Source organism: Cupriavidus sp. 2TAF22 (assembly GCF_052115045.1).
In the GTDB taxonomy this organism is placed as follows: Bacteria; Pseudomonadota; Gammaproteobacteria; order Burkholderiales; family Burkholderiaceae; genus Cupriavidus.
Genome location: NZ_JBFRFX010000029.1, coordinates 35,550 through 61,723 on the forward strand (window position 1 = coordinate 35,550; position 26,174 = coordinate 61,723).

A 26,174-nucleotide genomic window follows, 5' to 3' on the forward strand; every position below is an offset into this window, starting at 1 on the left:
TATTCTACCGGCCCGCCGGCCTAGAGCATGGCCGAATGCAGGTGATGGGGATCGTCCAGCGTCTCGGCGACGATCTGCAGCGACTCTTCCACTTCGTCGCGGTCGCTCGGCCCGCCGAGGCAGATGCGCACGGCTTCCGGCGGATTGCCGTCGGTCGAGAACGCGGCGCTGGACACCGCGCCAATGCTCCGGGAGCGCAAGTGCAGTGCCAGCTCCGACGGGCTCCATACGCTTTCGCCGGGAATCGGCAGCCACAGGTGAAAGCCGCTCGGATCGGCGTCGAAGGGGCGGCCCGCCAGCACCCGCTGCGCGATCGCCTGGCGCGCCACGCTCTCGGCGCGGATCGCCTTGAGCATGTCGTCCACCGTGCCGTCCTTGATCCAGGCCGTGGCCAGCAGGGTATTGAACGGACTGGCCATCACCGTGGTGGCGCGCAAGGTGCCGGCCAGCCGCTGGGTCTGGCGGGCGCTGGGGCCGTGGATGAAGGCGATGCGCAGGCCCGCGCCGAAGCATTTCGACAGCCCGGTCACGTAGTAGGTGAGCTCCGGTGCCAGGGTGGCGAATGCATCGGGCACGCTCTGCGGCAGCATGCCGTAGGCATCGTCCTCGATGATCGGCACGCTGTAGCGCAGCGCGATATCGGCCAGGATCTCGCGCCGGCCCTGCGGGATCGTCCTCGTGCTCGGATTCTGCAAGGTGGGATTGCAGTAGAACGCGGCGGGTTTCTGCGCCTTGCACAGCGCCTCGAAGGCCGGCGCGAGCGGCCCCTCTTCGTCGCCGGGCAAGGCCAGCAGCTGCACCCCGAGTTGCGCGGCGATGGCCTTGATGCCGGGATAGGCCAGCGTGTCCAGGCAGATGGCCTGGCCGGGGCGCGACAACTGCGACAGCAACGCCACCAGCGCGCTATGGATGCCGGGGGCGATCAGCACGGTCTCCGCGCTGCATGCCGGCACCAGCCGGCGCAGCCAGCCGGTCGCCACCGCACGGTCGGCCGGCGTGCCGCCGAAGTCCTGGTAGCGCAGCAGCGCATAGGGATCGGTGGCCCCCATCAGGCGCGTCATCGATTCGCGCAGCCGCGCGGCCAGCGCCGCCGGCTCCGGCGGCATGTTCATCGTCATCTCGGCGCCCGTGCCCGCGCGCAGCGGCAGCGCCGGCGCGCGCCCGCGCACATAGGTGCCGCTGCCGGCCTTGGTGTCGATCAGGCCGCGCTTGCGCGCCTCGTTGTAGCCGCGCGCCACGGTGGTGTAGTTGAGCTTCAGCGCGTCGGCCAGGTCGCGCAAGGCCGGCAACCGGTCCCGCGCCTGCAGGCGGCCGCTGGCAAGCGCCTCCTCGATCAGCTCCGGGATCATCAGATAGGCCGGCTTCGCGCTCTCCGCGATGCGCTTTTCCCAATGGTTCGTCAGGCCAGACAAGACGGACTCCGCGATATGGATTCAGCCATTCAGGCTAGCACAAGTGATCGCATTCACCATGCAATATTGATTGCACCCGGATACGCAACATGATGGTGCGCGAATGAGCCTGATTGCACCGATTGAGCGCACGCGATTGCCGCAAAGCCGCCACCCGGTGCATCCCTGCGGCGCCGCGCGCCCGGCCCCGAGTGGTGCCGGCAGTACCTTGCGCGGCCGCCGCGTTGCCGATCACCGATGCGATCAATCCGGCGGCGCCTGCCAGATCGCGGATTGATCGCATGGCTGGACCGCGCGGATGGCATACCGGTTGCACAAGTCTCCACGTCGGCCCCCCGGCCGATCGATCGATCGACGGATCGCTTGATCGACTGAACCACCAACGAATTGGAGCAAAACATGCCCGCAGTGAACAAACCGGCCCACCAGAAGGGCGATTTCCTGGTCGACTACGAAGAGAAGGTCTTCGAGGACGTAAAAGCCGAGCGGGGCGAGAAGGCGCTGGTCACCTTCCACACCGTGGCCTTCGAAGGCTCGATCGGCTTCGTCAACATGCTGCAGGCCACCCGCCTGCAGCGCAAGGGCTTCGAGACCTCGATCCTGCTGTATGGCCCGGGCGTCACGCTCGGCCTGCAGCGCGGCTTCCCCACGCTGGGCGACGAAGCCTTCGCCGGTCACCTGAACTTCAACAAGCAGCTCACCAAGTTCATGGACGAAGGCGGCAAGGTCTACGCCTGCCGCTTCGCGCTGCAAGCGCTGTACGGCCACGGCGAAGCCTCGCTGATCGAAGGCATCCGCCCGATCAACCCGCTCGACGTGCTCGACCTCCGGCTCCTGCATCGCAAGGAGAACGCACTGATCGTCGACACCTGGACTGTTTAAGTAAAGAGAGGCGGGTATCACCATGTCACAGAAACGCATCGTGCGCGCGGCCGCGGTCCAGATCTCCCCGGACCTCGAGAACGGCGAGGGTACGCTCGGCAAGGTCTGCGAAGCGATCGACAAGGCCGCCCTGGAAGGCGTGCAACTGATCGTCTTCCCCGAGACCTTCGTGCCGTATTACCCGTATTTCTCCTTCGTGCGGCCGCCGGTGCAGTCCGGCAGCGACCACATGCGCCTGTACGAGCAAGCCGTGGTGGTACCCGGCCCGGTCACGCACGCCGTCGCCGAGCGCGCGCGCCGGCACGGCATGGTGGTGGTGCTCGGCGTCAACGAGCGCGACCACGGCAGCATCTACAACACCCAGCTGATCTTCGACGCCGATGGCCGCCTGGTGCTCAAGCGCCGCAAGATCACGCCAACCTTCCACGAACGCATGATCTGGGGCCAGGGCGACGCTGCCGGTCTCAAGGTCGCCGACACCGCCGTCGGCCGCGTGGGCGCGCTGGCCTGCTGGGAGCACTACAACCCGCTGGCGCGCTACGCGCTGATGACCCAGCACGAGGAAATCCATTGCAGCCAGTTTCCCGGCTCGCTGGTGGGCCCGGTCTTCGCCGAGCAGATCGAGGTCACCATCCGCCACCACGCGCTGGAATCGGGCTGCTTCGTGGTCAACGCCACCGGCTGGCTGACCGAGCAGCAGATTGCCTCGGTGACCACCGACCCGGGCCTGCAGAAGGCCCTGCGCGGCGGCTGCAACACCGCGATCATCTCGCCCGAAGGCCAGCACCTCGCCACGCCGCTGCGCGAAGGCGAAGGCCTGGTGATCGCCGACCTGGACATGTCGCTCATCACCAAGCGCAAACGCATGATGGACTCGGTGGGGCACTACGCGCGCCCCGAACTGCTGAGCCTAGCCATCAACGACCGGCCGGCCGCCACGTCCTCGGCCATGGCTTCGGCCATGAGCACCGCATTCGCCAACTTCAACGGGAGCACCCAACATGCACTCCAGCGAGACGACGCCGGCCTCGAGCCGGCAGTTGATGACTGAGCTTCAATCTGTCGGGATGCGCCTGGAAGACCCCCGTGCCGGCGCGGCCAGCCGCCGCGGCGGGGCGGGCCCTTCGGACCACAAGGCAGTGACCATCGACGGCGTGACCATCATGGTGCCGGTGCATACCAGCACGGCCTGGGACTCCCCGTTCGTGGCCTCCGCCCCGGATGCCCGGGGCGAGGTGAAGCTCTCGCGCGGCACCATCCCCATCGCCAGCATCAGCTTCCCGAAGGCGCCGCGCTTCTATGCGATGCAGACCATGGAAGGCATCCCCTACTCCCACATCGCCACGCTGCACGGCGCCGACGTGCTGGCCACCACCGTGCTGCAGACCTGCATCCGCTATGAAAGCCGGCGCAAGACCTGCAAGTTCTGCTCGATCGGCCAATCGCTGGCGGCCGGGCGCACCATCGCCCGCAAGACCCCCGAGCAGCTGGCCGAGGTGGCCCGCGCGGCCGTGCTGCTCGACGGCGTCAAGCATATGGTGCTGACCACCGGCACGCCGCCCACGCCGGACCGCGGCGCCAGCATCCTGTGCGACAGCGCGTTCGCCATCCGCGCCGCGGTCGACCTGCCGATCCAGGCGCAGTGCGAGCCGCCCGACGACGACCGCTGGTTCGGCCGCATGCGCGCCGCCGGCATCGACACGTTGGGCATGCACCTCGAAGTGGTCACGCCCGCCGTGCGCGAGCGCATCATGCCGGGCAAGGCCTCGGTGCCCATCAGCCGCTACATGGAGTCGTTCAAGGCGGCGGTAGCGGTGTTCGGGCGCGGCCAGGTCAGCACCTATATCCTGGCCGGCCTGGGCGACACCGCCGAGGCCATCCTGTCGATCTCGCGCGAACTGCTCGACATCGGCGTCTACCCGTTCGTGGTGCCCTTCGTGCCGATCTCCGGCACGCCGCTGGAAGACCATCCCGCGCCCACGCCCGAGTTCATGAAGTCGGTGCTGCAGCCGCTGGGCGCGATGGTCGGCGCGGCCGGCATGCGCTCGGCCGACATCAAGGCCGGCTGCGGCAAGTGCGGCGCCTGCTCGTCGCTGTCGTCCTACGAAGGATTGCCAGCATGAAAGCCGATCTCTGCGTGGAAGTGCCGGCCGCCGACGTCTTGCGCGTGCGCTGGGCCGATGCAGCCTGGGAAGCCGAGCAGGCCTACCGCCTGCGGCAGGCGGTGTTCTGCGACGAGCAGGGCATCTTCGCCGGCGACGACCGCGACGCCGTCGATGACGTGGCCCAGTTGCTGGTAGCGGTGGCGTCCCGGCCCGGGCAGGCGGACCAGGTGGTCGGCACGGTGCGCATCCACGAGAGCGAGCCCGGCGTGTGGTTCGGCTCGCGCCTGGCCGTGGACGCCGCCTTCCGCCGCCACGGCAAGATCGGCGCCACGCTGATCCGCCTGGCCGTCAGCAGTGCCAACGCGCTGGGCTGCCAGCGCTTCCTGGCCCACGTGCAGAGCCAGAACGTGCCGCTGTTCCGGCGCCTGCACTGGAGCGTGCTGTCGGAGGAAACGCTGCTGGGCCATCCGCACCACCTGATGCAGGCGGACCTCAATATGTATCCGCCCTGCCATACGCCGCGCATAGGCTTCGTCGCCGAAGGCAGGGCCGCACGATGACCCTCGACGAACTCGTCCAGGCGCAGCGCGCCAGCCGCGGCTTCGGCCACAAGACCGATATCGCCGGCATGCTCTCCTCGCTGGGCAGCGCGCTGCCCAACGGCGCGCGCGACCTCGCACAGGCCGTGGCGGTGGGCGACGACTGCGCCGCCATTGCCGACGGCGACGACTATCTGCTGTTCGCCATCGAAGGCATGGTCAGCGACTTTATCCGCACCATGCCGTGGTTCGCCGGCTACAGCGCGGTCATGGTCAATATCAGCGATGTCTATGCCATGGGCGGGCGCCCGCTGGCCGTGGTCGACGCGATCTGGAGCCAGGGCGTGGCCGACGCCGCCGAGGTGTTCAAGGGCATGGCCGCGGCGGCGTCGCGCTATGGCGTGCCGATCGTCGGCGGACACAGCAATGCCCGCAGCGACCAGGCCCAGCTCGCGGTGGCCATCCTTGGCCGCGCCACGCGCCTGCTGTCGAGCTTCGCCGCGCGTCCCGGCCAGCGCCTGCTGATGGCGGTGGACCTGCGCGGCGCCTTCGTCGAGCCGTATCCCTACTGGAACGCTTCCACCGAGGCGCCGGCCCAACGCCTGCGCGGCGATCTCGAGATCCTCCCCGCGCTGGCCGAGGACGGCCTGTGCGGTGCCGCCAAGGACATCAGCATGGCCGGCACGCTCGGCACGGCGCTGATGCTGCTGGAGTGCTCCGGCGTGGGCGCCAGCATCGACCTGGCGCGCATTCCCATGCCGCCCGGCGTGGACATGCAGCGCTGGCTGACGGCCTTCCCCAGCTATGGCTTCCTGCTGGCGGTGGACGAACAGGACGTGCAGGCCGTCAGCGCGCGCTTCGGCGCGCGCGGCATCGCCTGCGCGGACATCGGCGCCATCGACGCCTCGCGCACGGTGCAGGTCAAGCGGCATGGCGAGCGCGCCTTGCTGTGGGACTTCGCCCGCGACGCCTTCATCGTTCCGCGCGACGCGGAACCGCTCACCGCATAAGGAGTACCCATGCCAGTCACGCATTTCCGGGTGCAATGGCCGGACCACAGCCAGGCTACCTGTTATTCGCCGTCCTCCGTCGTCACCGAGTACTTCGCCGCCGGGCAGGACTATCCGCTGGAAGACTTCCTGGCGCGCGCGCGGCAGGCCCTGGGCAGCGCCTCCGAGCGGGTCATGGCCAGGTACGGCTACGCCTGCTCCTCGGCCATGGACCAGCTCGGCCAGATCGAGACCACCGCGGCCAGATGGCAGGCCCAGCCCGGCGCCACCGTGCGCGTGCTCGGCTTCGGGCGATAGCCCCCACATACGGCACCCGCAGTTTCGTTTCATCGATTTCATTTCATCGATTTCGTCTCACCGATTTCGTCTCACCGAACGCCAAGAAGGAAAACCATCATGTCCAGCACACACAGCCAAAGCCAGGCCAGCGGGGCCGCCGCAAAGCATTACAGCGTGATCGTGGTCGGGGGCGGCCAGGCGGGCCTGTCCATGAGCTACTACCTGCAGCAGGCAGCCATCGACCACCTGGTGATCGAAAAAAATACCATCACGCACACCTGGCGCAAGCAGCGCTGGGACGCCTTCTGCCTGGTCACGCCCAACTGGCAGTGCGCCCTGCCCGGCTACCCCTACCAGGGCGACGATCCCCACGGCTTCATGAGGAAGGACGAGATCACCGCCTACCTGGATGGCTTCATCGCCATGGTGAACGCCCCCGTGCTGGAGCACACCGAGGTGCGCCGCGTCCGGCCGCGCGAGCGCGGCGGCTACGAGGTCTCGACTTCGCAGGGTGACTTCACCGCCGACCAGGTGGTGGTGGCCTCGGGCGGCTATCACTCGCCCATCGTGCCGCGCATGGCCGAGCGCCTGCCGGCCGGCATCCGCCAGATCCAGTCGTCCGAGTACCGCAGCCCGCAGGCGCTGCCCGCGGGCGGCGTACTGGTGGTGGGCTCGGGCCAGTCGGGCGCGCAGATCGCCGAAGACCTTCACCTGGCGGGGCGCGATGTTTACCTGGCCGTGGGCGAGGCACCGCGTTGCGCGCGCTTCTACCGCGGCCGCGACGTAGTGGACTGGCTCGCCGACATGCAGTACTACGACATGCCGGTGCAGGAACATCCGCTGCGCGAAGGCGTGCGCGACAACACCAACCACTATGTGACCGGGCGCGACGGCGGCCGCGACATCGACCTGCGCAAGTTCGCCACCGAGGGCATGGAGCTGTACGGGCTGCTGCAGGACTACCGCGACGGCAGGCTGCACTTCGCGCCCGACCTGGCGGCCAACCTGCAGGACGCCGACGACACCTACAACCGCATCAACGCCGGCATCGACAAGTACATCGAGAAGCATGGCATCGCTGCGCCGCCGGCCAGCATCTACGAGCCCGTATGGCAGCCCGCCGCGGAGCGTACCGCGCTGGATCTGGCCAGCGCGGGCATCGGCACCATCATCTGGTGCATCGGCTTCCGCCCGGATTTCAGCTGGCTGGAAGCGCCGGTCTTCAACGGCCGCGGCTACCCCGGCCACGTGCGCGGCGTCACCGCCCAGCCCGGCCTGTACTTCCTGGGCCTGCCCTGGCTCCATACCTGGGGATCGGGCCGCTTCTCGGGCATCGCGCGCGATGCCGAGCACCTGGCTGGCCAGGTGCGCGCCTCGCTGGCCAGCGAAGCCCTGGCCGCCTGACATGCACCGCGCTCGCACCCGCTACGTGGCGGGCATGCCGCAACTGTCGTACACGGGCCTGTCGGAAAACTGGCTGCTGAAGACCTGCGGGGACCTGCACTGGCAGGGCCTCGCGGCGCTGGCCGGGCAGCCCGTGCCCGAGTTCCGCGACGCCGGCGGCCACAAGTCCTACGCCGCCTTCCTGGCGATCCGCGTGCGCGAGGCCGCGCTGGAGACGATGGGCGAGCATGCGGCGTTCGCCATCGACACCGGGCTCCAGCGCGTGACCGGCGCGCGCCACCACAGCACGCACCGCGTCATGGCGGGCGACGCGCGCCGCGCCGAGGTATCGATGATGTCCACCTTCATCCGCCGCGAGCGCGAGCGCGACAACCGCTCGGTGGTGCGCGCCGCCTTCGGCCCCGCGGCCGAGGCGCCGCTGGCGCAGGCCACCGAGATGGCAAGCCTGGCCAAACGCTTCCGCGCCGCCGACTGGGGCGCGCACCTTGGGCTGGCGCAGGACACGGCGCCCGCGCGCCATACGGCCGAGTACCTGCCCTGCCCGTACACCGACTTCAACGGCGCCGACCTGCTTTACTTCGCCAGCTTCCAGGCCATCGTCGACCGCGCCGAATGGCAATGGCAACGATTCGACGAGCCGCCGGCGGTATCGCAGCGCGACCTGTTCTTCCACGGCAACGTCAACCTGGGCGATGCGCTGGAGCTGTCGTTCAGCGCCGTGCAGAGCGGCCCCGCCGGGCTCGCCCACTGGTGCGAGATCCGCCGCGCCAGCGATGGCGAGAAGATCGCCGACGCGGTCACGCGCAAACGCTGGAGAACGAGATGACAGCGCAGGACAGCACCACCCTCGCCATGCCCGGCGGCGACCACGGCGTGCCCCGGCGCGCCGTCTATGCCGCCGCCGACCTGGACGGCATCGCCCACCTCGGCACCCCGCCCGGCGAGGCGCCCTTCGTGCGCGGCGTGCACCGCACGATGTACGCGGGCAAGCCGTGGACCGTCCGCCAGTACGCCGGCTTCGCCGATGCCACGGCCTCCAACCTCGCCTTGCGCACCGCGCTGGAACAAGGCGCGCAGGGCCTCTCGGTGGCCTTCGACCTGCCCACCCACCGCGGCTACGACTCGGACCACCCGCTGGCGCAGGCCGATGTCGGCATGGCCGGCGTGGCGATCGATTCGGTCGAAGACATGAAGCGGCTGTTCGAGGGCATTGCGCTGGACCGCGTCTCGGTCTCGATGACCATGAGCGGCGCGGTGCTGCCCGTGCTGGCTGCCTTCCTGGTGGCCGGAGAAGAAAGCGGCGTGCCGCTGGCGCGCCTGAGCGGCACCATCCAGAACGACATCCTCAAGGAGTACATGGTCCGCAACGCCTGGATCTTCGGGCCGGCGCCGTCCATGCGCATCGCCGGTGACGTGGTGGCCTGGCTGGCCCGGCACGTGCCGCGCTTCAACGGCATGTCGATCTCCGGCTACCACTTCCAGGAGGCCGGCGCCGACCCGGTGCTGGAACTGGCGCTGACGCTGGCCAATGGCCAGGCCTATGTCGAGGCCATCCGCGAGCGCGGCATCGGCGTGGACGCATTCTGCGGCACGCTGAGCTTCTTCTTCGGCGTCGGCAAGGACTTCTACCTGGAGATCGCCAAGCTGCGCGCCGCGCGCCTGCTGTGGTGGGAGATCATCCAGGCCGCCGGCGGCACCAGTGCGCGCGCCGGCGCGCTGCGCATGCACTGCCAGACCTCGGGCTGGTCGCTCACCGCGCGCCAGCCGCAGAACAATGTGGTGCGCACCACGGTGGAGGCGATGGCGGCGGTATTCGGCGGCACGCAGTCGCTGCATACCAATGCCTATGACGAAGCGCTGGCGCTGCCCGGCGCCGACGCCGCGCGCCTGGCGCGCGACACCCAGCTCATCCTGCAGCGCGAGATGGGCCTGTGCGAGGTGGCCGACCCGTGGGCCGGCTCCTACATGATGGAGTCGCTGACCCGCGACGTGGCCGACCAGGCACGCGCGCTGATGGCGCAGATCCGGGCGCGCGGCGGCGTGCTCGCCGCGCTCGAATCCGGCTGGGTGCACGCCATGATCGCGCGCAGCGCCGCGCGCACCCAGGCCCGCATCGATGCCGGCCATCAGGCCATCATCGGCGTCAACCAGTTCGAGGCGCCGGATGAGGCGCCGGCCTGCTTCGCGGTGGACGGGCGCGCGGTGCTGGGCGCGCAGGCGCAGCGCCTGGCCACGCTGAGGGCAAGCCGCGATCCGGCGGCGCTGCAGCGCGCCTTGTCCGCCCTCACGGCGGCAGCCCGCGACGGCGGCGGCAACCTGCTCGCGCTCAGCGTCGACGCCATGCGCTGCCGCGCCACGGTGGGCGAATGCACCGCCGCGCTGGAGCAGGCGTGGCCGCGCCACCGGGCCAGCCCCGTCTTTGCCGAAGGCGAGTATGGCGGCGCGCGCGCCGGGGATGCGGCCTGGGAGCAGGCCGTCGCGCGGGTGCGGGCGCTGGGCGCGCGGCTGGGCCGGGCGCCGCGCATCCTGGTCGCCAAGCTGGGGCTGGACGGGCACGACCGCGGCGCGAAGGCCGTTGCCGCGGCGCTGTCAGACGCCGGCTTCTCGGTCACGCTCGGCCAGCTTTTCCAGCAGCCGGAAGAGGTGGCCGCCGAAGTGGCACGCGGCAGCTTCGACGCCGTGGGCGTTTCCACGCTGGCCGGCGCGCATCTCGCGCTGCTGCCCCGCCTGCTGCAGGCGCTGCGGGCCAGGCAGTTGCAAACCCCCGTTTTTGCCGGCGGCATCGTGCCCGACGGCGATGCGCGCATGCTGCTCGGACTCGGCGTGCGCCGCATGTTCGGCCCGGGAACCGCGATGGACGTCATCGTCCGGCAGATCGCCGTTGTACTGGAGGACGTCGCACATAGAGATCCGGCGCGGCCGGGTGCCCTGCATGCAACTGCCTGACAGGCTGCGCCTTCCGGCGCGCTGACCCGGGTCGGCTCCAGGGCACACGGGTGGCCCCGGCACCGCCACGTGTCAGACGGTCCCCGATTGCCATGCCTGCCAGGGCGACCCAGAATGCAGGTATGCCCTGGCCAGGTACCACGCCGGCAACCAGGCAATAGTCAGGAGAAACAGTCAGGAGATCGAGATGACAGTCCGCAATATCCACGTCGTCCCCCACGGCAACGGATGGGACGTGATCCACGAAGGGGCCAGGTATGCCGACTCGCATCACGACTCGCAAGAGGATGCCATCGAGGCTGGCACGCGCGATGCACAGCGCGAACGCGTCGAGTTGCTGATCCACGGGCAGGACGGCCAGGTCCGCTCGCGCAACAGCTATGGCGGAGATCCGCGCGGGGTGGAGGGCTAGGTTTGCCGCCCTCGCCCGGCTTTAGCCTTGTCTCTGGCTTTTCTTGCGCGCCTTCGCGTCCTCGCCGGGTTCTCCAGCGTCGCCAGAGTCTCCGGGCTCTCCAGCCTGCTCAGGCACTTCAGGCTCGGAGGGCTTGGTGTGACTTCCCACCGTTCCCCGCCAGGCCGGCATCGCGCGCTGCGTTGGCGCGGACCCTGCGTCCTCCCGGATCATCTCGATCAGTGCGCGTAATCCCGCCGGCACATGGCGGCGGCTGGGGTAATACAGGCACAGGCCGCCAAACGGTGGCGTCCAGTCTTCCAGCACCCGCTGCAAGGTGCCCGCGGCGAGGTCCGCGGCGACATTCCATTCGGTCAGATAGGCCAGCCCCAGGCCTGTGCGTACCGCCTCGAGCATCAGCGAGGCATCGTCCAGCGTCAGCGCGCCCTGGACATCGATGCTCATCGATTCGCCATGGCGCGCGAATTCCCAGCGGTAGAGCGCGCCGCTTGGCATGCGCGTGCGGATGCAGCTGTGCGCGAGCAAGTCGGCGGGCGTGCGCGGCACCGGATTGGCGGCGAAGTAAGCCGGGCTGCCCACCACGGCAAAACGCTGCGGCGACCCCAGCGGCACCGCGACCATGTCCAGCGGCAGGCTCTCGGCAAGGCGGATGCCGGCATCGAAGCCGGCCACCACGATATCGACCAGGCGGCCTTCGGTGACGATATCCAGCTTCATCTCCGGATAACGGCGCAGGAAGGCCATGAACAACGGCATCGCCTGCAGGGCGGCACCCACCGCGGTATTGATACGCAAGGTGCCGGAGGGCGTATCGCGAAAGCTGCCCGCCTGCTCCATCGCGCCGCGGATCGTCGATAGCGCAGGCGCAACGCCGTCGACGAACTGCGCGCCGGCCTCGGTCAGCGAGACGCTGCGCGTGGTGCGATGAAACAGCCGCACGCCGATGCGCGCCTCCAGCGCGGCAATGGCGTGGCTCAGCGCCGAGGTGGAAACGCCCAGCTCCGTCGCCGCGGCACGAAAACTGCGCAGGCGCGCCACGGCGATCACGCCTTCGAGTTCACTGAGTCCCGATGTCTGCATTATCCCAATCTGTTCAACAGTCCATGCGAAATTATATGGCTAGACCGGCTAATTAGCAGGGCTTATCGTTGAGCCCATGTTGCTACGCGTCCTGCGCATTCCCGGAGTCTTCATGCATCGCATCGATCAGATCTACATCGACGGCGCCTTCGTCACCCCGCACGGTGAAGAGTGGTTCGACCTTTTCAATCCCGCCACCGCCGAGGTCATCGGCCAGGTGCGGCTGGCCGACGCGCAAGATGCCCGGCGCGCCATCGCCGCCGCCAGGCGGGCCTTTCCCGCCTTTTCGCAAACCACCAAGGCCGAGCGCATCGGCTGGCTGCGGCGCATGCACGCCGCGATGCTGGCGCGCGAAGACGAACTCTTCGAGGCCATCGTCGAAGAATATGGCGCGCCGGTATCGCGCGGGCGCTGGATGGCGCAGCACGCCTCCAGCGTCCTGCTGGAAGCCGCCAAAGTGCTGGAGGATTATGCGTTCCGGCGCACCATGGGCACGGCGGAAGTGGTCATGACGCCGCTTGGCGTGGCCGGGCTGATCACGCCATGGAACAGCAACGGCGGCTTTATCTGCGGCAAGCTGGCCGCAGCCGTGGCGGCGGGCTGCACCGCCGTGATCAAGCCCAGCGAGATGAGCGCCATCCAGACCCGCATCGTCACCGAGGCGCTGCATGAGGCGGGCCTTCCACCCGGCGTGTTCAACATCGTGACCGGGCGCGGGGACACCGTGGGCGCCGAGATCAGCGCGCATCCCGATGTGGCCAAGGTATCGTTCACGGGTTCCACCGCTGTCGGCAAGACCATCCTGCGCGTCGGCGCCGACACGCTCAAGCGCGTCACGCTGGAGCTTGGCGGCAAGTCGCCCGTGCTGGTGCTCGACGATGCCGACCTGGCGCATGCCGTGCCGCTGGCGCTCCAGGCCGGCTTCATGAACAGCGGCCAGGCCTGCGTTGCCGGCACGCGCATCCTGGTGCCGCGCGCGCGGCTGGACGAGTTCGAGGCGGCCGTGGTGGCGGAGGTGGCCCGCACCCGCAGCGGCGACCCGCGCGACCCCGGCACCGCCATCGGCCCGATGGTGAGCGAAAAGCAATGGCAGCGCGTGCAGCGCTACATCCGCATCGGCATCGAAGAAGGGGCGCGGCTGCTGGCCGGCGGCGAGGGCCGGCCCGAAGGCGCGGGCAAGGGCTGGTTCGTGCGCCCGACAGTGTTCAGCGGCGTGCGCAATGACATGACCATCGCGCGCGAGGAGATCTTCGGCCCGGTCCTGTCGATCCTGCCTTACGGCGACACCGAGGAGGCCATCGCCATCGCCAATGACACCAGCTACGGCCTGCAGGCCTATGTGCTGTCGTCGGATGCCGCCCGCGCCCGCGCGGTGGCGCAGCGCATCGAGGCCGGCCGCGTGCTGGTCAACACGCTGGCCCACGAGCCCGCCGCACCGTTCGGGGGATTCAAGCAATCGGGCATCGGCCGCGAATACGGCACGTTTGGCCTGGAAGCCTTCATGGAACCGAAATCGCTGCTGGGCGTGGCCTGAGCGGGCTGGCCAGCGGGTGCACGGGGATCAGGCCGGGTTCCGTGCGACCGGGCCGCACCTGCACGGTGCCAGCCTGGCCGTTCCCCGACAGTTCCCCGACGGTTCCGCGACAGTTCCGCGTCTATTCCTGCGAACTGGCAGAAATGACCGAGACATTCACCGCGGCGATGCCCAGCGGCTGGCGCTCGGCATCGCTTGCCGCCGAGGCGCCGGTCCATGCGCGCAGGGTCTGCCCGAGCGACTGCAGCACCGCGCTGCCATCGGTGGATTCCTGCTCCAGGCCCAGCAGCACTTCGAGCGAGACGCTGTGTTCACCGGCCTGCTGCAAGCGCGCGTCGAGTTCCGCGAGCACCGCATGGACGGCATTGGCCATCTGCAGCACGAAGCCGCGCTGCGCGCCCAGGGACTGGTATTGCGGGCGGATCCAGGATTCCACCAGGGTGACGAAGACCACGCCGGTCTCGTCGGCATTGATTTCGAAGGCGCAATAGCCCGCCGGATCCAGGTCGTGCGCGAGGATCAGGCGGTAGAACAGCACCTGGCCGCACACGTCGTCGCTCTCCATGTCCATCTCGAAGGCCTGGCCCGGCTCCCAGTCTTCGCTGTCGAGCACCTCGCCGCTGGCCTCGGCGTCGCTCTGCGCGGCCAGCAGGCCGCGCAGCCTCCCCAGCACCTCGTCACGGCCCGGGGCCTCGGGCGGCTCGGTATAGATCGCGAAGCGGTTGCCCTCGCCGCGATCGATGAACCCGGTGCCCATCAGCGGCGCGAGTTGCAGCGGCAACGGCTCCTGCAGGGCTTGCCGCAGGGTGTTGGTATTGGAGGCAGAAGTCATGGGTGTGGAAGGGGCGGGATGACGATCGGAAAAAGTAGCGCCGAGTTTGCCACAGATGTGGCGCCGCAAGCCATTGCACCGTCGGCGGGCCGGGCGGCGTGCGCTGTGCCACAATCCACAGCGCGCGCCGCTGCCTTCCCCGCAAGACACAGATCCGGGCACCGGCCGCAACCAGTTCCTCTTGCCAGAAAAGGAAACAGCATGTCGACCCGCCGTCAGTTCCTGAAGACCGTGCCGCTGGCCGTGGTGGCGGGCCTTGGCGCCAGCGCCGCCGCGCACGCGGCATCCCCCGTGCTCGACGAGAAAGACCCGCAGGCCGTCAGCCTCGGGTACAAGGCGGACACCCGCAAGGTGGACCAGGCCAGGTACCCCAGGCACGCGGCCAGCCAGACTTGCGCCAACTGCCAGCTGTTCCAGGAAGGCAGCAGCCCTGCCGCCGGCAGTTGCGTGCTGTTCGGCGACAAGCAGGTGGCGGCCGCCGGCTGGTGCAGCGCCTGGGAACAAGGCTGAGTCAGCGCCCGCGGGCGCAACCGGAGAGCCAACTAGGAAGCCCCGTCGGCGTCCCCTGCCGATGCGCCGCCCTGCGCTTCCCATGGCCGCCCGCGCGTGCGCGGGTCCACCGGCAGGCGCTGCTGCATGGCCGCCTTGGCCAGCATATGCGCGCTGATCGGCGCGGTGAGGAACAGGAAGGCCGTGATCAGCAATTCGTGCAGGCTCAGCCCGTCGCCCCCGGTGCTGAAGCACACCACCGACGCCACCACGATGCTCCCCACGCCCAGCGTGGTCGATTTGGTCGGCCCGTGCAGGCGCATGTAGAAATCGGGCAGCCGGAACAGGCCGAACGCCCCGACCAGGGTGAAGACACTGCCCACCAGCAGCAGCACGCAGGTGGCGATCTCGGCAACGGCGCTCATGACGTCTCCCTTGCTCCGCTCACTTGAGTTCGATGATGTCGCCGCGCTGCAGGTACTTGGTCAGCGCGACCGTGCCGATAAAGCCCATCACGGCGATCAGCAGGGCGATTTCGAAGAACAGCGCCGAATGCAGCCAGATACCGAGCACCATGATCAGGGCGATCGCATTGATATTGAGCGTATCGAGCGCCACGATGCGGTCCGGCAAGCTGGGGCCGCGCACCAGGCGGATGAAGGTCAGCACGAAGGCCAGGCCAAGGATGGCCAGGGCTACCGGTATCACGATGGCAAGCATGCGAATATCTCCCGCAGGGGCGCTTCGTAGCGCGATTTGATCAGTGCTGCCAGCGCGGCCTCGTCGTCGAGGTCGAGCACATGGACCAGCAGGCGGCGGCGGTCGTCGCTGAGTTCGGCGCACAGCGTGCCGGGACTGAGCGAGACGATGCTGATCAGCATGGCCAGCGCCAGTTCATGCTCGACGTCGAGCGGCACCACGATGAACGTCGGACGCAGCCGCGCTACCGGGCCCAGCACCAGCATGGCTACTTCCACATTGGCCACCACGATATCGATCAGTACATGTCCCGCCAGCCGCAGCAGCAGCCCCGGGCGGGCCAGCCGCACCGGCCGCAGCCACAGCCGCTGGCCGACGCGCAGCGCGATGGCCCAGCCCAGCAAGGCGCCCAGCACCCAGCTGGCGGGCGACGCGCTGTTGGACAGCAGCAGCCACGCGGCCAGCAGCACCAGGCTGAGCCAGGGATGGGGGAACAGGCGCCGGGCCAGCGTGCGCATGCGCCTAGCCCTTCCCGGCAGGCAGCACCGCGCGCAGGTAGGCAGCACGGTCGAACAGCTGGGTGGCGGTGGCGGCCAGGTACTGGTGCAGCGGAAGCGCGAACACCACCAGCGCCACGCTGCAGCCCAGCAGGAACGCGCAGCAAGCCAGCTTCCATCGGTCCGGCGCCTGGCGGTGGACGCTGGCGTGCCGCTCCGCCGCCTGCTGCGGCAGGCGCCACAGCAGGCGCGTACCGGTGCGGCTCACCGCGACCAGCAGCGCCAGGCTGGACAGCAGGATGACCGGCCATAGCACGGCCGCGCTGGCCAGCGGCGTGCTGCGCATCACCATGACCTTGCCGATGAAGCCGGACAGCGGCGGCAGCCCGATCGCCGCCACCGCGCCGACCAGGAACAGCACCCCGGCCAGCCGCGACGGCTGGACCACGGCCGGGGCCGCCTTCGCCGGCGCCGGCTCCAGCGCGTCCGCCAGCAGGAACAGGGCCGCCGTGCACAGCGTGGTGCTGAGCAGGTAATACAGCGCGCCGCTCCACGCCGGCCCGGTCTGCATCGATATGCCGGCGGCCAGCAACCCCACCGATGCGAGCACGAGGTAGCCGGTCAGCGACTTGAGGCCCTGCGCGGCCAGCGCCCCGGCCGCCCCGAAGGCCATGGTCGCCAGCCCCAGCGACCAGATCCAGTCGTGCATGAACGCGGCCAGCATGCCGTCCGGCGCACCGAACACCAGCGCCGCGCAACGCAGCATGGCGTAGAGGCCGACCTTGCTCATGATGGCGAACAGCGCGGCCACCGAGCCCGTGGCGCTGGCGTAGGCCCGGGGCAGCCAGAAGGCCATCGGAAACAGCGCCGCCTTGAGCGCAAACACCAGCATCAGCATGGCCGCGGCGGCCGTTGCCAGCGGCATGGCGCCGGGCTCGAGGCCAGCCAGGCGCAAGCCCATGTGCGCCATGTTCAGGGTGCCGGTCAGGCCGTACAGCACGCCGACCGCGATCAGGAAGAACGCCGACCCCGCCAGGTTCAGCAGCACATAGTGCAGCCCGGCGCCGATGCGCGCGCGGCCGCCGCCATGCACGAGCAAGGCATACGAGGCGATCAGCAATATCTCGAAGAAGACGAAGAGATTGAACAGGTCGCCTGCCAGGAAGGCGCCGTTGAGGCCCATCAGCTGGAACTGGAACAGCGCGTGGAAATGCCGGCCGAGGCGCGCGTCGCCGCGCCCGGCGCACACCGCCGCCGCCGAAGCCAGCACCGCGGTGAGCAACAGCATCATGGCGCCCAGGCGGTCGAGCTGCAGCACGATGCCGAAGGGTGCGGGCCAGTTGCCGGGGCTGTAGACCTCGATGGCGCCGCTGGCGGCGTGCCACACCAGGGCACAAGCCAGCGGCAGCAAGAGCAAGGTGGCGACGATGTTCAGGGCCCGCCACGCGCCGCTCCAGCGGGCCGGGCCGGCGGCCAGCAGGCCACCGGCGAACATCGGCAGCAGGACCACAAGCAGGATCGGCAGCGGCGGGGCGGCACTCATGCGTCGGGCTCCCCGTCCGGCTCCTGGCCATCGACATGATCGCTGCCCGAGATCCCGAGCGAGCGCAGCGCCAGTACCGCCGCGAACGCGGTCATCGCAAAGCCGATGACGATCGCCGTGAGCACCAGGGCCTGCGGGAGCGGATCGGCATACTGCGCGCCGGCGGCGATCACCGCCGGCTTGCCGGTCGCCAGCCGGCCCATGCCCAGCAGGAACAGGCTCACCGCGTAGGAAACCAGCGCCAGCCCCAGCACCACGGTAAACGTGCGCGCGCGCAGCAGCAGGTAGAGGCCGCTGGCCATCAGGACGCCGATCGTGCATGCGTAGGCCGCCTCCATTACGTGCCCTCCCCGGCGCCTGCCTGGCTTGCCTGGCCGGCGCGCTTGTCGCGCACGCCCAGGTGCGACACGATCAGCAGCGTGGTGCCGACCACCGTGAAATACACCCCAAGGTCGAACAGCATGGCGGTGGCAAGCTCGACCTCGCCCAGCAGCGGCACGTGGAAATGCCCGAAGGCGGTGGTCAGGAACGGATAGCCGAAGGCCCAGCTGCCCAGCCCGGTCAGCCCCGCGAGCAGGATGCCGCCGCCCGCCAGCGCACGGTGGTTCAGCGCGATGCGGGCTTCGGTCCACAGCACGCCGCTCGCCACGTATTGCAGCAACAAGGCCACCACCGTGACCAGCGCGGCGACAAATCCGCCGCCCGGCAGGTTATGCCCGCGCAGCAGCATGAACACCGCCACCATCATGGTCAGCGGCAGCATCAACCTGGCCAGGATGGCGAGCAGCAGCGGATGGCTCTGGCCCGACCATGGCAGCCCGTTGGGCCCTGCCGGCGGCGCCGCCAGCCTCAGCCCCTTGAGCATGGCGTGCACGCCCAGGCCGGCGACCAGCAGCACGCAGATCTCGCCCAGGGTATCGAAGCCGCGGAAATCCACCAGGATCACATTGACCACGTTGTGGCCGCCACCGCCGCTCACGCTGTTGTCGACGAAGAAGGAGGCAATCGAATCGTAGGGGCGCGTCATGACGGCGTAAGCCAGCACCGCGGCCAGCGCGCCGCCGCCCAGCGCGAGCACGGCGTCGCGGACATGCCGCAGCGGCCTGGCGGCCTCGGGCCGGTCGACCGGCAGGAAGTACAGCGCCAGCACCAGCAAGAGGATGGTCACCACCTCCACGGACACCTGGGTCAGCGCCAGGTCGGGCGCCGAGAAACGTGCGAACGCCAGCGTCACCAGCAGCCCGCAGGCGCCCAGCAGGATCAGGGCGTTCAGGCGCTGCCGGCGGGCGATCGCCACGCCGATGGCCGACAAGGCAAGCAGGCCCATGCCGCCGAGGGTGACGCTGTCGGGCGGCGTCGGCGGCAGCGGGCCGGCCAGCGTGTCGAGGTCGGCCAAGAGGAGCGCGGGGATGCCGAGCATCGCGGCCAGCATCCAGGCAAGGTATGCCTGCAGCGAACCGTTCTCGAACACGGCCGCGAGACGCCCGGCGGCCCGCGCGATGCAGGCAATGCCGGCCTCGAACACATCGCGCGCGCTGAGATGCGCGATGCGCGCGTGATAGCGGTGGAAGGCGCCGCGCCGCAGGATGAAGAAGGCCGTGCCGGCCGCCATCGAGACCAGGCTCATGAGCAGCGGCAGGTTCACGCCGTGCCACAGGCTCAGGCTGTAGTCCGGCAGCGGCGCGGCCAGTGTGGCCAGCGCCGCTGCCGCCAGCAGCGGGCCGACCGTATAGGCGGGGAACAGGCCCACCACCAGGCAGGTCACGACCAGCACCTCGACCGGGATCTTCATGGACCGGGGCGGCTCGTGCGGCGGGTAGTGCGGCAAGGCGTCCGGCTTGCCGTCGAAGAACACCCCGTAGCTGAAGCGCAGCGAATACGCCACCGTCAATGCCCCGGCAAGCGTCGCCGCCGCCGGGATGACCCAGTTGAAGTCGCCGAGCAGGCCCTGCGCCAGGGTCTCGCCGAAGAACATCTCCTTGCTCAGGAAGCCGTTGAACAGCGGCACGCCCGCCATCGAGAGCGAAGCCACGATGGCAAGCAGCGCGGTGTGCGGCATGTAGCGGCGCAGCCCGCGCAGCAGCTGCAGGTCGCGCGTGCCGGTCTCGTGGTCGATGATGCCCGCGGCCATGAACAGCGAAGCCTTGAACACCGCGTGGTTGATGATGTGGAACAACGCGGCCACCGTGCTCAGCTGCGTATCGAGCCCGAACAGCAGCGTGATCAGGCCGAGGTGGCTGATGGTCGAATACGCCAGCAGGCCCTTCAGGTCGCGCTGGAACAGCGCCATGGCGGCGCCCGCCACCAGCGTGGCCAGCCCGGTCAGGCTGACCAGGTAGAACCACCAGTTGCTGCCGTCGAGCACCGGATAGAGCCGCGCCAGCAGGAACACGCCGGCCTTCACCATGGTGGCGGAATGCAGGTAGGCCGACACCGGCGTGGGCGCGGCCATGGCGTGCGGCAGCCAGAAATTGAATGGAAACTGCGCCGATTTGGTGAACGCCGCCAGCAGGATCAGTACCAGCATCGGCACATACAGCGGGTGGTGCTGCACGGTGCCGGCCTGGGCCAGCACATCCGACAGCTCCATGCTGCCGCAGATATGCCCCAGCAGCAGCACGCCGGCCAGCAGCGCCAGGCCACCCCCGCCGGTCACGGTCAGCGCCATGCGCGCGCCCTTGCGTGCGTCGGCGCGATAGGACCAGAAGCCGATCAGCAGGAACGACACGATGCTGGTCATTTCCCAGAACACGGCCAGCAACAGCAGGTTGGAGGACAGCACCACGCCCAGCATGGCCGCCATGAACAGCAGCAGCAAGGCAAAGAAACGCGCGCTCGATTCGCCGCGCGGCAGGTAGTAGCGCGCGTACAGGATGACCAGCAGCCCGATGCCGAGCACCAGCAGGGCGAACAGATAGGACAGCCCATCCAGGCGCAGGCTGAGGTTCAGGCCGATCTCTTCCAGCCAGGGCTGGCGCCACGCGATCACGCCGCCGTCCAGCGCCTGCCCGCCCATGCCCAGCAGCAGCGCCAGGCCCGCCAGCGGCGCGCCTGCCACGATGGGTGCGGCCAGCACGCGCGCATGGCGGCGCGCCGGCAGTACCAGCATCGCCGCCAGCAGCGGTAGCGCGATCAGGCAAACCATCAACATCGCCCATCTCCAGGAACCGGCTTGCCAGGCACCGCCATGCGCGCAATGCAGATGCGCGCGGTCCCGGGCATGCTCAATGGTGGTCGGCGCCCGCCGTGGGCGGCCGCGCTTCGGGCACGCTCAGGCCATGTTCGGTAATGTCTTGGACCATCTCCAGTCGTCGGCAGAAGGTGAGTCGGGCATTCTGATGGCTGTTCATCCGGCTGGGCTCCTGGAAGTCTGGGAGTCCACTGTCATTGTGCAAGACCCTCCAGTCCGGCGCGGTCCCGGCGGGCGCCTGCGGTCATTCTGCGCCACAACGGCCATGGCCCGCCCGCACGGGGCCATGGCAGGGAAAAAATTCAGATCGGCTGCGAAAACGCTAAAGTCGGCGCCCCGGCGAACCGGGCGGCGCTCACGCCATCGCCGTGAACAGCAGGCCGGCGATGCCAAGCCCCACCGCGGCCAGCGCGTCGCCCGCGATCAGCCCGCCGCCCAGCAGCGAGGTCGTGCTCATGTCCTGCGGCAACGGATCCGCCGCGCCGCGGCGTCCCGGCAGGCCGTTGGCCACGCTGGCCACCACGCCGCCGGCGGCGAACCAGGCCGAAGTCGGCAGGTTCACGAAGCCGCCGAACGACGACGCATAGGGCGAAGGCAGCAAGACCGTATCCACCAGGAAATCCACCGCCCTGCCCCGCCCGCCCCCATCGACGAAGCGCCGGTACGCCGGCCACGACCGGACCAGCAGCCGCAGTACCGCCGTGGCCAGGCCGATGCCCATGCCGATCGCCACCGCCAGCCGCTGGTGCGGCAGGTCCTGCGCCAGCCCGCGCAGCGCGCCGACGATCTTGTAGGTCATGGCGGACGCCCAGCGGTGCGGCTGCGCGTCCGCCGCCAGCACCGTCTGGTCCAGCGCCAGCTCGGGATAGGCGCGCATGAACAGCCGCGCGAACAGCACCGCCAGCACCGCGCCGGCCACGATCCCGGCCACCTGGAAACGGAACTGGACGGTACGGTCCGTGCCCAGGCGCCACCCGGTGGAGCGGTCCTGCTGCATGTCGCAGGCCTGGCTGGTGGAGACCAGCAGCACCGTCGCCGCGATCAGCCCCACCTGCGGATCCTTCAGGCCGAGCGCCGCCATCAGGATCACCGACAGCACGAAGGCCGAGGAAATCGGGTTCTGGTCCACCATGCCGACCGAGATGCCATTGACCATCGCGAACACGAACACCAGCACCACCGCCAGCAGCAGGTAGCCCGCCGGCTGGTGCAGCAGGCCCGAGCCCACCGCGACGATGGCCGCCCCCCAGAACACCACCCACGCCAGCAGCCGCCATGAGGCGCCGCGCCCTTGCGCAGCCAGCCGCGCGCCGGGTGCGGCCCGGGCCTGGCGCAAGGCCCGGCGCAGGATCAGGGAGATATCGACCAGCGCCGCGCCCATGATCATGCCGAGCGCGATCAGGAAGGTGATCTTGCGGAACGGATCGCCCGGTGCCAGCCAGCCGATCGAGACGAAGTAAGGCACCAGCGCCTGGCCCGCGAGACCCGCCACCAGCGCCGCCAGCCCGATCCGCGCCCCCACGATCATGCCAGCGCCAAAGGTGGAGGCAGACAGATCGATGGCCGCCAGCCGCGCCACGCGCGCCGCGCCGACGCCGCACGCGATGCCCAGCAGCGTGCCGCCGGCCAGGCGCGACACCGAGTGCCGCAGCAGCACCGGATCGGTCAGCGCGCGCAGGATATTGGCCACCGCCAGCCCCGACGGGAACGTCAGTTGCAGGCGGTCCACCAGGACCGGCGTATACAACATGCCCACGCCCACGCCGAACATGCCCACGCAGAGCATGTACAGGATCAGCTGCCACAGCGGCGGCTCCGGCAGGCCCAGCCACGTCATCGCCTGGATCACCACGGCCATGCCGCTCATGCCGGCGACCGACGCGGCGATGGTCTGGATATAGTTGGCGCCGTGGCGGCCATCCGCGCCGTAGCCGTAGGTGATGGTCGAGCCGAGGATGCCGGCCAGCACCTGCCCGCCCACGAAGAACCCGAGCGAGAAGTTCATATAGGCCGCGGCGATCCCGCCCAGCGGGCCCAGCACCAGCACCCCGATGGCGCCCAGCAGCGTGTAGTAGCCCCACCCGCCCTGGGCGGGCAGCCAGGCCCAGCGGCGGCCGCTGGCGGCATCCGCGACCGGCGGGGCGTCGTATGGCGGTGGACCGCCGGCTTCCGTCATTGGTTTGCCCATGCGCGTTGGCGGGGATCGGATCTGCGGGTTGGAACGAGACGACGAGAACGACCAGGACGACGAAAAAACCCGGGAAAGCCGGGCGACGGGAACGCGGGGGATACAGGGACAGATGCTACCGCAACGCCGCGCGACCGGGCGATGCCGGGCGATGCCGGGCTATTTCTGGCGGTGCCGGGCGATTCCGGGCGGTGCCGGGCGATTCCGGGCGGTGTCGGGAGAACGAGATGCCGGAGGGAGACGGGCGCGGTGAATCCGCTGCCTGGAAAAAAAGTCCGGACACGAAGCGTGTCCGGAAACCCATTTGCTGACTCAGATCGTGTCACAAACCTGAGACTCAAATAATAATGATTATCATTTGATTGGTCAAGGAAGGAACGCGCCGGGCCCGGAGATTGCCGTCACGGACAGGCGCCGGGTCTGCTCCACCGCACCTCAATGCGCCGCCGGCACGGCAGGACGCGCCGCAATGACCACCCCGGCCCGATACCGCCCCAGCCGAAGCATGGTGGCACCCGCGATCACCGCCGGCACGCCCACGATCAGGAACAGCGCCGGCATGGTCAGCCCCATCGACAACATGGCGCCGCCCCCGACCGATCCCACCACCGAGCCCATGCGCCCTACGGCGTTGGCCCAGCTCACGCCGGTGGCGCGGCAGTCGGTGGGATAGTAGGCGGCCGACAAGGCGTTGGCACCGACCTGCGAGCCTGAGATGCAGAAGCCGGCGGCGAATACGGCCACGCTTGCCAGCCACGGCGCCGACGTCAGGCTGCCGATGGCGGCGATGAACAAACCCGCCAGGGCGTAGGTCACGGCCAGCACGTAGTGCGGGTTGATGCGGTCCATCAGCCAGCCAAGCACGATGGCGCCGACGGTGCCGCCGACCTGGAACATCATGGTCACCAGCGCCGCGGTCTTGAGCGACGCGCCGGTGGCGCGCAGCAGCGTGGGCAGCCAGCTCGACAGCAGGTAGATCACCAGCAGGCTCATGAAGAAGGTGAGCCACAACAGCAGCGTGCCGCGCACCAGTTCGGGCTTGAACAGGTGGGCCACCGGCGAGCCGGGCCGGGGCGCGTCGGTGATTTTGAAGCTGCCGGCAACGACCTGCTCGCCCGGTGCGATGCGCTGCAGGGTCGCCGCCACGCGCAGCGGATGCTTGCCGCGCATCACGAGATAGCGCACGGATTCCGGCAGTTGCCACAGCAGCAAGGGCAGCAGCAACAGCGGCAGCACACCGCCCAGCAACAGCACCGAACGCCAGCCGTGCTCTTCGATCAGGCTGGCCGAGGCCAGGCCGCCCAGCGCGGAGCCAACGGTGAAACCGCAGAACATCGTGGTCACCAGGAAGGAGCGGCGCCGCGCAGGGCAGTACTCCGAGGTCAGGGTGATCGTGTTGGGCATGGCGCCGCCGAGGCCGAGGCCGGTCAGGAAGCGCAGCGCGACCAGTCCCCACAGCGAGCCGGCAAAAGCACTGGCCAGGCTGGCGATGCCGAAGAACAGCACGCAGAAGACCAGCACGCCCTTGCGGCCGAAGCGGTCCGCCAGCGGGCCGAACAGGAAGGCACCGGCCATCAGGCCGGCCAGCCCGGCGCCGAACAGGGGCGCCAGATGGGCCGGGCCGAGCTGCCATTCGGCGCGGATGGCCGGGGCGATGAAGCCGATCGCGGCGGTGTCGAAGCCGTCGATGGCGACGATCAGGAAACAAAGCGCGACGATCATGACCTGGTATGCCGATAGCGGCCGGCCGTCGATGAACTCGGTGATGCCGATGGATGGCTTGGGGGTGGGCACTGCGGTCTCCTTTGTCTTTCTCAGGCGGCCGGCTGGAGCCGGCCCGTCCCTGCCCGGCCGGGTATCGCTGACCCTGGCGCGGCTTTGCTGCCTGTCGTTGTCTGCTGCACCCAGGGTGCTTAGCGCGCGCCCTCCAGGCAGTCCTCGGCACGCCAGCCATGCAGCCATTGCAGCGCGTCGTAGAACTGCTCCTGCGTGCGGCCCACCCAGAGCGAGTTGCGCACCAGCCGCTCCACGCCCTTGGCGTGGTAGAGCCGGCCCATCTCGCGGGCGGAATACAGCACGCGCGCGGTACGCGGGATGCGGACCTTCTCGTACAGCGCGAAGGCAGCCTCGAAATCGCCGTCCCTGGCCGCGACGGCCGCGCCCAGCGTGACGGCATCCTCCAGCGCCTGGCAGGCGCCCTGCGCGAGGTACTGCGTCATCGGGTGCGCGGCATCGCCGAGGATGGTGGCGCGACCGAAGCTCCAGCGCTCGACCGGGTCGCGGTCGGCGGTGGCCCAGCGGCGCCAGGAGGTCGGACGGTCCAGCATCTGGCGGGGACGCGCGTGGATGCCCTCGAAATAGGACAGCACTTCTTCCTTGCTACCGTCGCGCACGCCCCATACCTCCTGCTCGCGGCTGTGGAAGGTCACCACCAGGTTGTACTGTTCGCCGCCGCGCAGCGGGTAGTGCACGAGATGGCAGTGCGGGCCCGCCCAGACCACCGGCGCATTGATCTGCAGGTCGGCGGGCATGTCGGCCACGTCCACCACGGCGCGATACACCACATGGCCGGTCACCCTGGGTTCGTCGCCCAGCAAGGCCTCGCGCACGGCCGATTTCACGCCGTCGCAGCCGATCACCGCATCGGCCCGGTGACGTTCGCCATGCTGGTCGACCACGGTCACGCCGCGTTCGTCCTGCTCCAGGGCGCGCACCTGCGTGGCGGTGCGAAAGCGGATCAGCGCATGGTCCTGCACCGCTTCCAGGATGGAGAGATGGATGTCGGCACGGTGGATGACCGCGTAGGGGTTGCCGAAGCGCTGGCGGTAACGCTCGCCGACATCCACCCTGGCCACTTCGGTGGCGTCGATGGCGTCCATCATCACCAGGTGGTCGGTGAAGACCGAGCGCCTGCGCGCCGCCTCGCCCACGCCCAGCGCGTCGAGCGCGGCAAAGGCGTTGGCGCCGAGCTGGATGCCCGCGCCGATCTCGCCGATCTTCTCGGCCTGTTCGAGCAACTCCACGCGGATGCCCTGCCGGGCCAGCGCCAGCGCTGCGGCCAGGCCGCCGATGCCGCCGCCCACGACGATCACCTTGCGGTCCGTGCTGCGAATGTCATTCATATTGGTCTCCT

At 69.4% G+C, this 26,174-nt stretch carries 25 protein-coding genes; 12 read left to right on the forward strand and 13 right to left on the reverse strand.

All coding sequences use genetic code 11. The annotated features are described in order from the left end of the window. Positions 1–20 precede the first annotated feature (20 nt). The gene (locus AB4Z48_RS28635) at positions 21–1,412 is read right to left on the reverse strand and encodes an aminotransferase-like domain-containing protein (RefSeq protein ID WP_441620237.1); all 1,392 of its coding nucleotides are present in this window, start codon (positions 1,410–1,412) and stop codon (positions 21–23) included. A gap of 399 nt (positions 1,413–1,811) precedes the next feature. On the opposite strand from AB4Z48_RS28635, the gene AB4Z48_RS28640 reads away from it, so the two are divergent. The 10 genes from AB4Z48_RS28640 to AB4Z48_RS28685 all read left to right on the forward strand — a co-directional run bounded on the left by AB4Z48_RS28640 (position 1,812) and on the right by AB4Z48_RS28685 (position 10,989). Then, positions 1,812–2,294 carry an MSMEG_0572/Sll0783 family nitrogen starvation response protein gene (locus AB4Z48_RS28640; RefSeq protein ID WP_441620239.1) on the forward strand — a complete coding sequence of 161 codons (483 nt, stop codon included), beginning with the start codon at positions 1,812–1,814 and terminating at the stop codon, positions 2,292–2,294. Between the two features lie 22 nt (positions 2,295–2,316). Further along, a complete protein-coding gene (locus AB4Z48_RS28645; protein ID WP_441620241.1) occupies positions 2,317–3,345 on the forward strand; it encodes a Nit6803 family nitrilase in 1,029 nt (342 codons plus the stop codon). Continuing rightward, a complete protein-coding gene (locus AB4Z48_RS28650; RefSeq protein ID WP_441620243.1) occupies positions 3,338–4,417 on the forward strand; it encodes an MSMEG_0568 family radical SAM protein in 1,080 nt (359 codons plus the stop codon). Before AB4Z48_RS28645 ends, AB4Z48_RS28650 begins: the two co-directional genes overlap by 8 nt. Beyond that, a complete protein-coding gene (locus AB4Z48_RS28655) occupies positions 4,414–4,959 on the forward strand; it encodes an MSMEG_0567/Sll0786 family nitrogen starvation N-acetyltransferase (RefSeq protein WP_441620245.1) in 546 nt (181 codons plus the stop codon). Before AB4Z48_RS28650 ends, AB4Z48_RS28655 begins: the two co-directional genes overlap by 4 nt. After that, positions 4,956–5,948, forward strand: a complete 993-nt coding sequence (locus AB4Z48_RS28660; RefSeq protein ID WP_441620247.1) for a sll0787 family AIR synthase-like protein — start codon at positions 4,956–4,958, stop codon at positions 5,946–5,948. The genes AB4Z48_RS28655 and AB4Z48_RS28660 overlap by 4 nt, the downstream gene beginning before the upstream one ends. Positions 5,949–5,957: 9 nt before the next feature. Next, positions 5,958–6,245, forward strand: a complete 288-nt coding sequence (locus AB4Z48_RS28665; protein WP_441620249.1) for an MSMEG_0570 family nitrogen starvation response protein — start codon at positions 5,958–5,960, stop codon at positions 6,243–6,245. 99 nt (positions 6,246–6,344) lie between these two features. Continuing rightward, positions 6,345–7,631: an MSMEG_0569 family flavin-dependent oxidoreductase gene (locus AB4Z48_RS28670; RefSeq protein WP_441620251.1), complete on the forward strand. Its 1,287-nt coding sequence runs from the start codon at positions 6,345–6,347 to the stop codon at positions 7,629–7,631. A 1-nt stretch (position 7,632) separates the two neighbouring features. Beyond that, a complete protein-coding gene (locus AB4Z48_RS28675) occupies positions 7,633–8,457 on the forward strand; it encodes a Pnap_2097 family protein (RefSeq protein WP_441620252.1) in 825 nt (274 codons plus the stop codon). Beyond that, positions 8,454–10,577 carry a methylmalonyl-CoA mutase gene (gene scpA / locus AB4Z48_RS28680; RefSeq protein WP_441620254.1) on the forward strand — a complete coding sequence of 708 codons (2,124 nt, stop codon included), beginning with the start codon at positions 8,454–8,456 and terminating at the stop codon, positions 10,575–10,577. The genes AB4Z48_RS28675 and scpA overlap by 4 nt, the downstream gene beginning before the upstream one ends. Before the next feature lie 187 nt (positions 10,578–10,764). Further along, entirely contained in the window at positions 10,765–10,989 is a 225-nt protein-coding gene (locus AB4Z48_RS28685) for a DUF2188 domain-containing protein (RefSeq protein WP_441620256.1), read from the forward strand. A gap of 21 nt (positions 10,990–11,010) precedes the next feature. Here AB4Z48_RS28685 and AB4Z48_RS28690 read toward each other — a convergent pair whose 3' ends face one another. Next, positions 11,011–12,069, reverse strand: a complete 1,059-nt coding sequence (locus AB4Z48_RS28690) for a LysR family transcriptional regulator (RefSeq protein WP_441620258.1) — start codon at positions 12,067–12,069, stop codon at positions 11,011–11,013. Positions 12,070–12,181: 112 nt separating this feature from the next. Here AB4Z48_RS28690 and AB4Z48_RS28695 point away from each other — a divergent pair, with 112 nt between their 5' ends. Next, positions 12,182–13,603, forward strand: coding sequence for an aldehyde dehydrogenase family protein (locus AB4Z48_RS28695; protein WP_441620260.1), 1,422 nt, complete (start codon positions 12,182–12,184; stop codon positions 13,601–13,603). Between the two features lie 121 nt (positions 13,604–13,724). Here AB4Z48_RS28695 and AB4Z48_RS28700 read toward each other — a convergent pair whose 3' ends face one another. After that, on the reverse strand, positions 13,725–14,435 hold the full coding sequence (locus tag AB4Z48_RS28700) for a hypothetical protein (protein WP_441620262.1): 711 nt from the start codon (positions 14,433–14,435) through the stop codon (positions 13,725–13,727). Positions 14,436–14,636: 201 nt separating this feature from the next. Here AB4Z48_RS28700 and AB4Z48_RS28705 point away from each other — a divergent pair, with 201 nt between their 5' ends. After that, the gene (locus AB4Z48_RS28705) at positions 14,637–14,945 is read left to right on the forward strand and encodes a high-potential iron-sulfur protein (RefSeq protein WP_441620264.1); all 309 of its coding nucleotides are present in this window, start codon (positions 14,637–14,639) and stop codon (positions 14,943–14,945) included. A 32-nt stretch (positions 14,946–14,977) separates the two neighbouring features. Here AB4Z48_RS28705 and AB4Z48_RS28710 read toward each other — a convergent pair whose 3' ends face one another. From AB4Z48_RS28710 to AB4Z48_RS28755, 10 genes are all read right to left on the reverse strand, one after another. Further along, positions 14,978–15,349 (reverse strand): Na+/H+ antiporter subunit G, encoded by a 372-nt coding sequence (locus AB4Z48_RS28710; protein ID WP_441620266.1) that lies wholly within the window; start codon positions 15,347–15,349, stop codon positions 14,978–14,980. Positions 15,350–15,368: 19 nt separating this feature from the next. Next, positions 15,369–15,644: a K+/H+ antiporter subunit F gene (locus AB4Z48_RS28715; RefSeq protein WP_441620268.1), complete on the reverse strand. Its 276-nt coding sequence runs from the start codon at positions 15,642–15,644 to the stop codon at positions 15,369–15,371. Next, positions 15,629–16,132 (reverse strand): Na+/H+ antiporter subunit E, encoded by a 504-nt coding sequence (locus tag AB4Z48_RS28720; RefSeq protein WP_441620342.1) that lies wholly within the window; start codon positions 16,130–16,132, stop codon positions 15,629–15,631. Before AB4Z48_RS28720 ends, AB4Z48_RS28715 begins: the two co-directional genes overlap by 16 nt. Positions 16,133–16,145: 13 nt before the next feature. Continuing rightward, a complete protein-coding gene (locus AB4Z48_RS28725; protein WP_441620270.1) occupies positions 16,146–17,663 on the reverse strand; it encodes a monovalent cation/H+ antiporter subunit D in 1,518 nt (505 codons plus the stop codon). Next, positions 17,660–18,001 (reverse strand): Na+/H+ antiporter subunit C, encoded by a 342-nt coding sequence (locus AB4Z48_RS28730; RefSeq protein ID WP_441620272.1) that lies wholly within the window; start codon positions 17,999–18,001, stop codon positions 17,660–17,662. Before AB4Z48_RS28730 ends, AB4Z48_RS28725 begins: the two co-directional genes overlap by 4 nt. Next, on the reverse strand, positions 18,001–20,814 hold the full coding sequence (locus tag AB4Z48_RS28735) for a monovalent cation/H+ antiporter subunit A (RefSeq protein ID WP_441620274.1): 2,814 nt from the start codon (positions 20,812–20,814) through the stop codon (positions 18,001–18,003). Before AB4Z48_RS28735 ends, AB4Z48_RS28730 begins: the two co-directional genes overlap by 1 nt. 73 nt (positions 20,815–20,887) lie before the next feature. Then, positions 20,888–21,013: a hypothetical protein gene (locus tag AB4Z48_RS28740; protein ID WP_441620346.1), complete on the reverse strand. Its 126-nt coding sequence runs from the start codon at positions 21,011–21,013 to the stop codon at positions 20,888–20,890. A gap of 195 nt (positions 21,014–21,208) precedes the next feature. Then, on the reverse strand, positions 21,209–23,041 hold the full coding sequence (locus AB4Z48_RS28745) for an OPT/YSL family transporter (protein ID WP_441620276.1): 1,833 nt from the start codon (positions 23,039–23,041) through the stop codon (positions 21,209–21,211). A 435-nt stretch (positions 23,042–23,476) separates the two neighbouring features. Beyond that, positions 23,477–24,835 carry an MFS transporter gene (locus AB4Z48_RS28750; RefSeq protein ID WP_441620278.1) on the reverse strand — a complete coding sequence of 453 codons (1,359 nt, stop codon included), beginning with the start codon at positions 24,833–24,835 and terminating at the stop codon, positions 23,477–23,479. A 119-nt stretch (positions 24,836–24,954) separates the two neighbouring features. After that, a complete protein-coding gene (locus AB4Z48_RS28755) occupies positions 24,955–26,163 on the reverse strand; it encodes a 3-hydroxybenzoate 6-monooxygenase (RefSeq protein WP_441620280.1) in 1,209 nt (402 codons plus the stop codon). Positions 26,164–26,174: the final 11 nt, after the last annotated feature.

Excerpts from the sequence above, each read along its gene's own strand:
- AB4Z48_RS28690 (WP_441620258.1), bottom strand. The coding sequence starts at position 12,069 with ATGCAGACATCGGGACTCAGTGAACTCGAAGGCGTGATCGCCGTGGCG.
- AB4Z48_RS28640 (WP_441620239.1), top strand. The coding sequence starts at position 1,812 with ATGCCCGCAGTGAACAAACCGGCCCACCAGAAGGGCGATTTCCTGGTC.
- AB4Z48_RS28740 (WP_441620346.1), bottom strand. The coding sequence starts at position 21,013 with ATGAACAGCCATCAGAATGCCCGACTCACCTTCTGCCGACGACTGGAG.
- AB4Z48_RS28650 (WP_441620243.1), top strand. The coding sequence starts at position 3,338 with ATGACTGAGCTTCAATCTGTCGGGATGCGCCTGGAAGACCCCCGTGCC.
- AB4Z48_RS28710 (WP_441620266.1), bottom strand. The coding sequence starts at position 15,349 with ATGAGCGCCGTTGCCGAGATCGCCACCTGCGTGCTGCTGCTGGTGGGC.
- AB4Z48_RS28695 (WP_441620260.1), top strand. The coding sequence starts at position 12,182 with ATGCATCGCATCGATCAGATCTACATCGACGGCGCCTTCGTCACCCCG.
- AB4Z48_RS28730 (WP_441620272.1), bottom strand. The coding sequence starts at position 18,001 with ATGGAGGCGGCCTACGCATGCACGATCGGCGTCCTGATGGCCAGCGGC.
- AB4Z48_RS28705 (WP_441620264.1), top strand. The coding sequence starts at position 14,637 with ATGTCGACCCGCCGTCAGTTCCTGAAGACCGTGCCGCTGGCCGTGGTG.
- AB4Z48_RS28700 (WP_441620262.1), bottom strand. The coding sequence starts at position 14,435 with ATGACTTCTGCCTCCAATACCAACACCCTGCGGCAAGCCCTGCAGGAG.
- AB4Z48_RS28645 (WP_441620241.1), top strand. The coding sequence starts at position 2,317 with ATGTCACAGAAACGCATCGTGCGCGCGGCCGCGGTCCAGATCTCCCCG.
- scpA (WP_441620254.1), top strand. The coding sequence starts at position 8,454 with ATGACAGCGCAGGACAGCACCACCCTCGCCATGCCCGGCGGCGACCAC.
- AB4Z48_RS28735 (WP_441620274.1), bottom strand. The coding sequence starts at position 20,814 with ATGTTGATGGTTTGCCTGATCGCGCTACCGCTGCTGGCGGCGATGCTG.
- AB4Z48_RS28755 (WP_441620280.1), bottom strand. The coding sequence starts at position 26,163 with ATGAATGACATTCGCAGCACGGACCGCAAGGTGATCGTCGTGGGCGGC.
- AB4Z48_RS28660 (WP_441620247.1), top strand. The coding sequence starts at position 4,956 with ATGACCCTCGACGAACTCGTCCAGGCGCAGCGCGCCAGCCGCGGCTTC.
- AB4Z48_RS28665 (WP_441620249.1), top strand. The coding sequence starts at position 5,958 with ATGCCAGTCACGCATTTCCGGGTGCAATGGCCGGACCACAGCCAGGCT.
- AB4Z48_RS28675 (WP_441620252.1), top strand. The coding sequence starts at position 7,633 with ATGCACCGCGCTCGCACCCGCTACGTGGCGGGCATGCCGCAACTGTCG.
- AB4Z48_RS28655 (WP_441620245.1), top strand. The coding sequence starts at position 4,414 with ATGAAAGCCGATCTCTGCGTGGAAGTGCCGGCCGCCGACGTCTTGCGC.
- AB4Z48_RS28715 (WP_441620268.1), bottom strand. The coding sequence starts at position 15,644 with ATGCTTGCCATCGTGATACCGGTAGCCCTGGCCATCCTTGGCCTGGCC.
- AB4Z48_RS28745 (WP_441620276.1), bottom strand. The coding sequence starts at position 23,041 with ATGGGCAAACCAATGACGGAAGCCGGCGGTCCACCGCCATACGACGCC.
- AB4Z48_RS28725 (WP_441620270.1), bottom strand. The coding sequence starts at position 17,663 with ATGAGTGCCGCCCCGCCGCTGCCGATCCTGCTTGTGGTCCTGCTGCCG.
- AB4Z48_RS28670 (WP_441620251.1), top strand. The coding sequence starts at position 6,345 with ATGTCCAGCACACACAGCCAAAGCCAGGCCAGCGGGGCCGCCGCAAAG.
- AB4Z48_RS28685 (WP_441620256.1), top strand. The coding sequence starts at position 10,765 with ATGACAGTCCGCAATATCCACGTCGTCCCCCACGGCAACGGATGGGAC.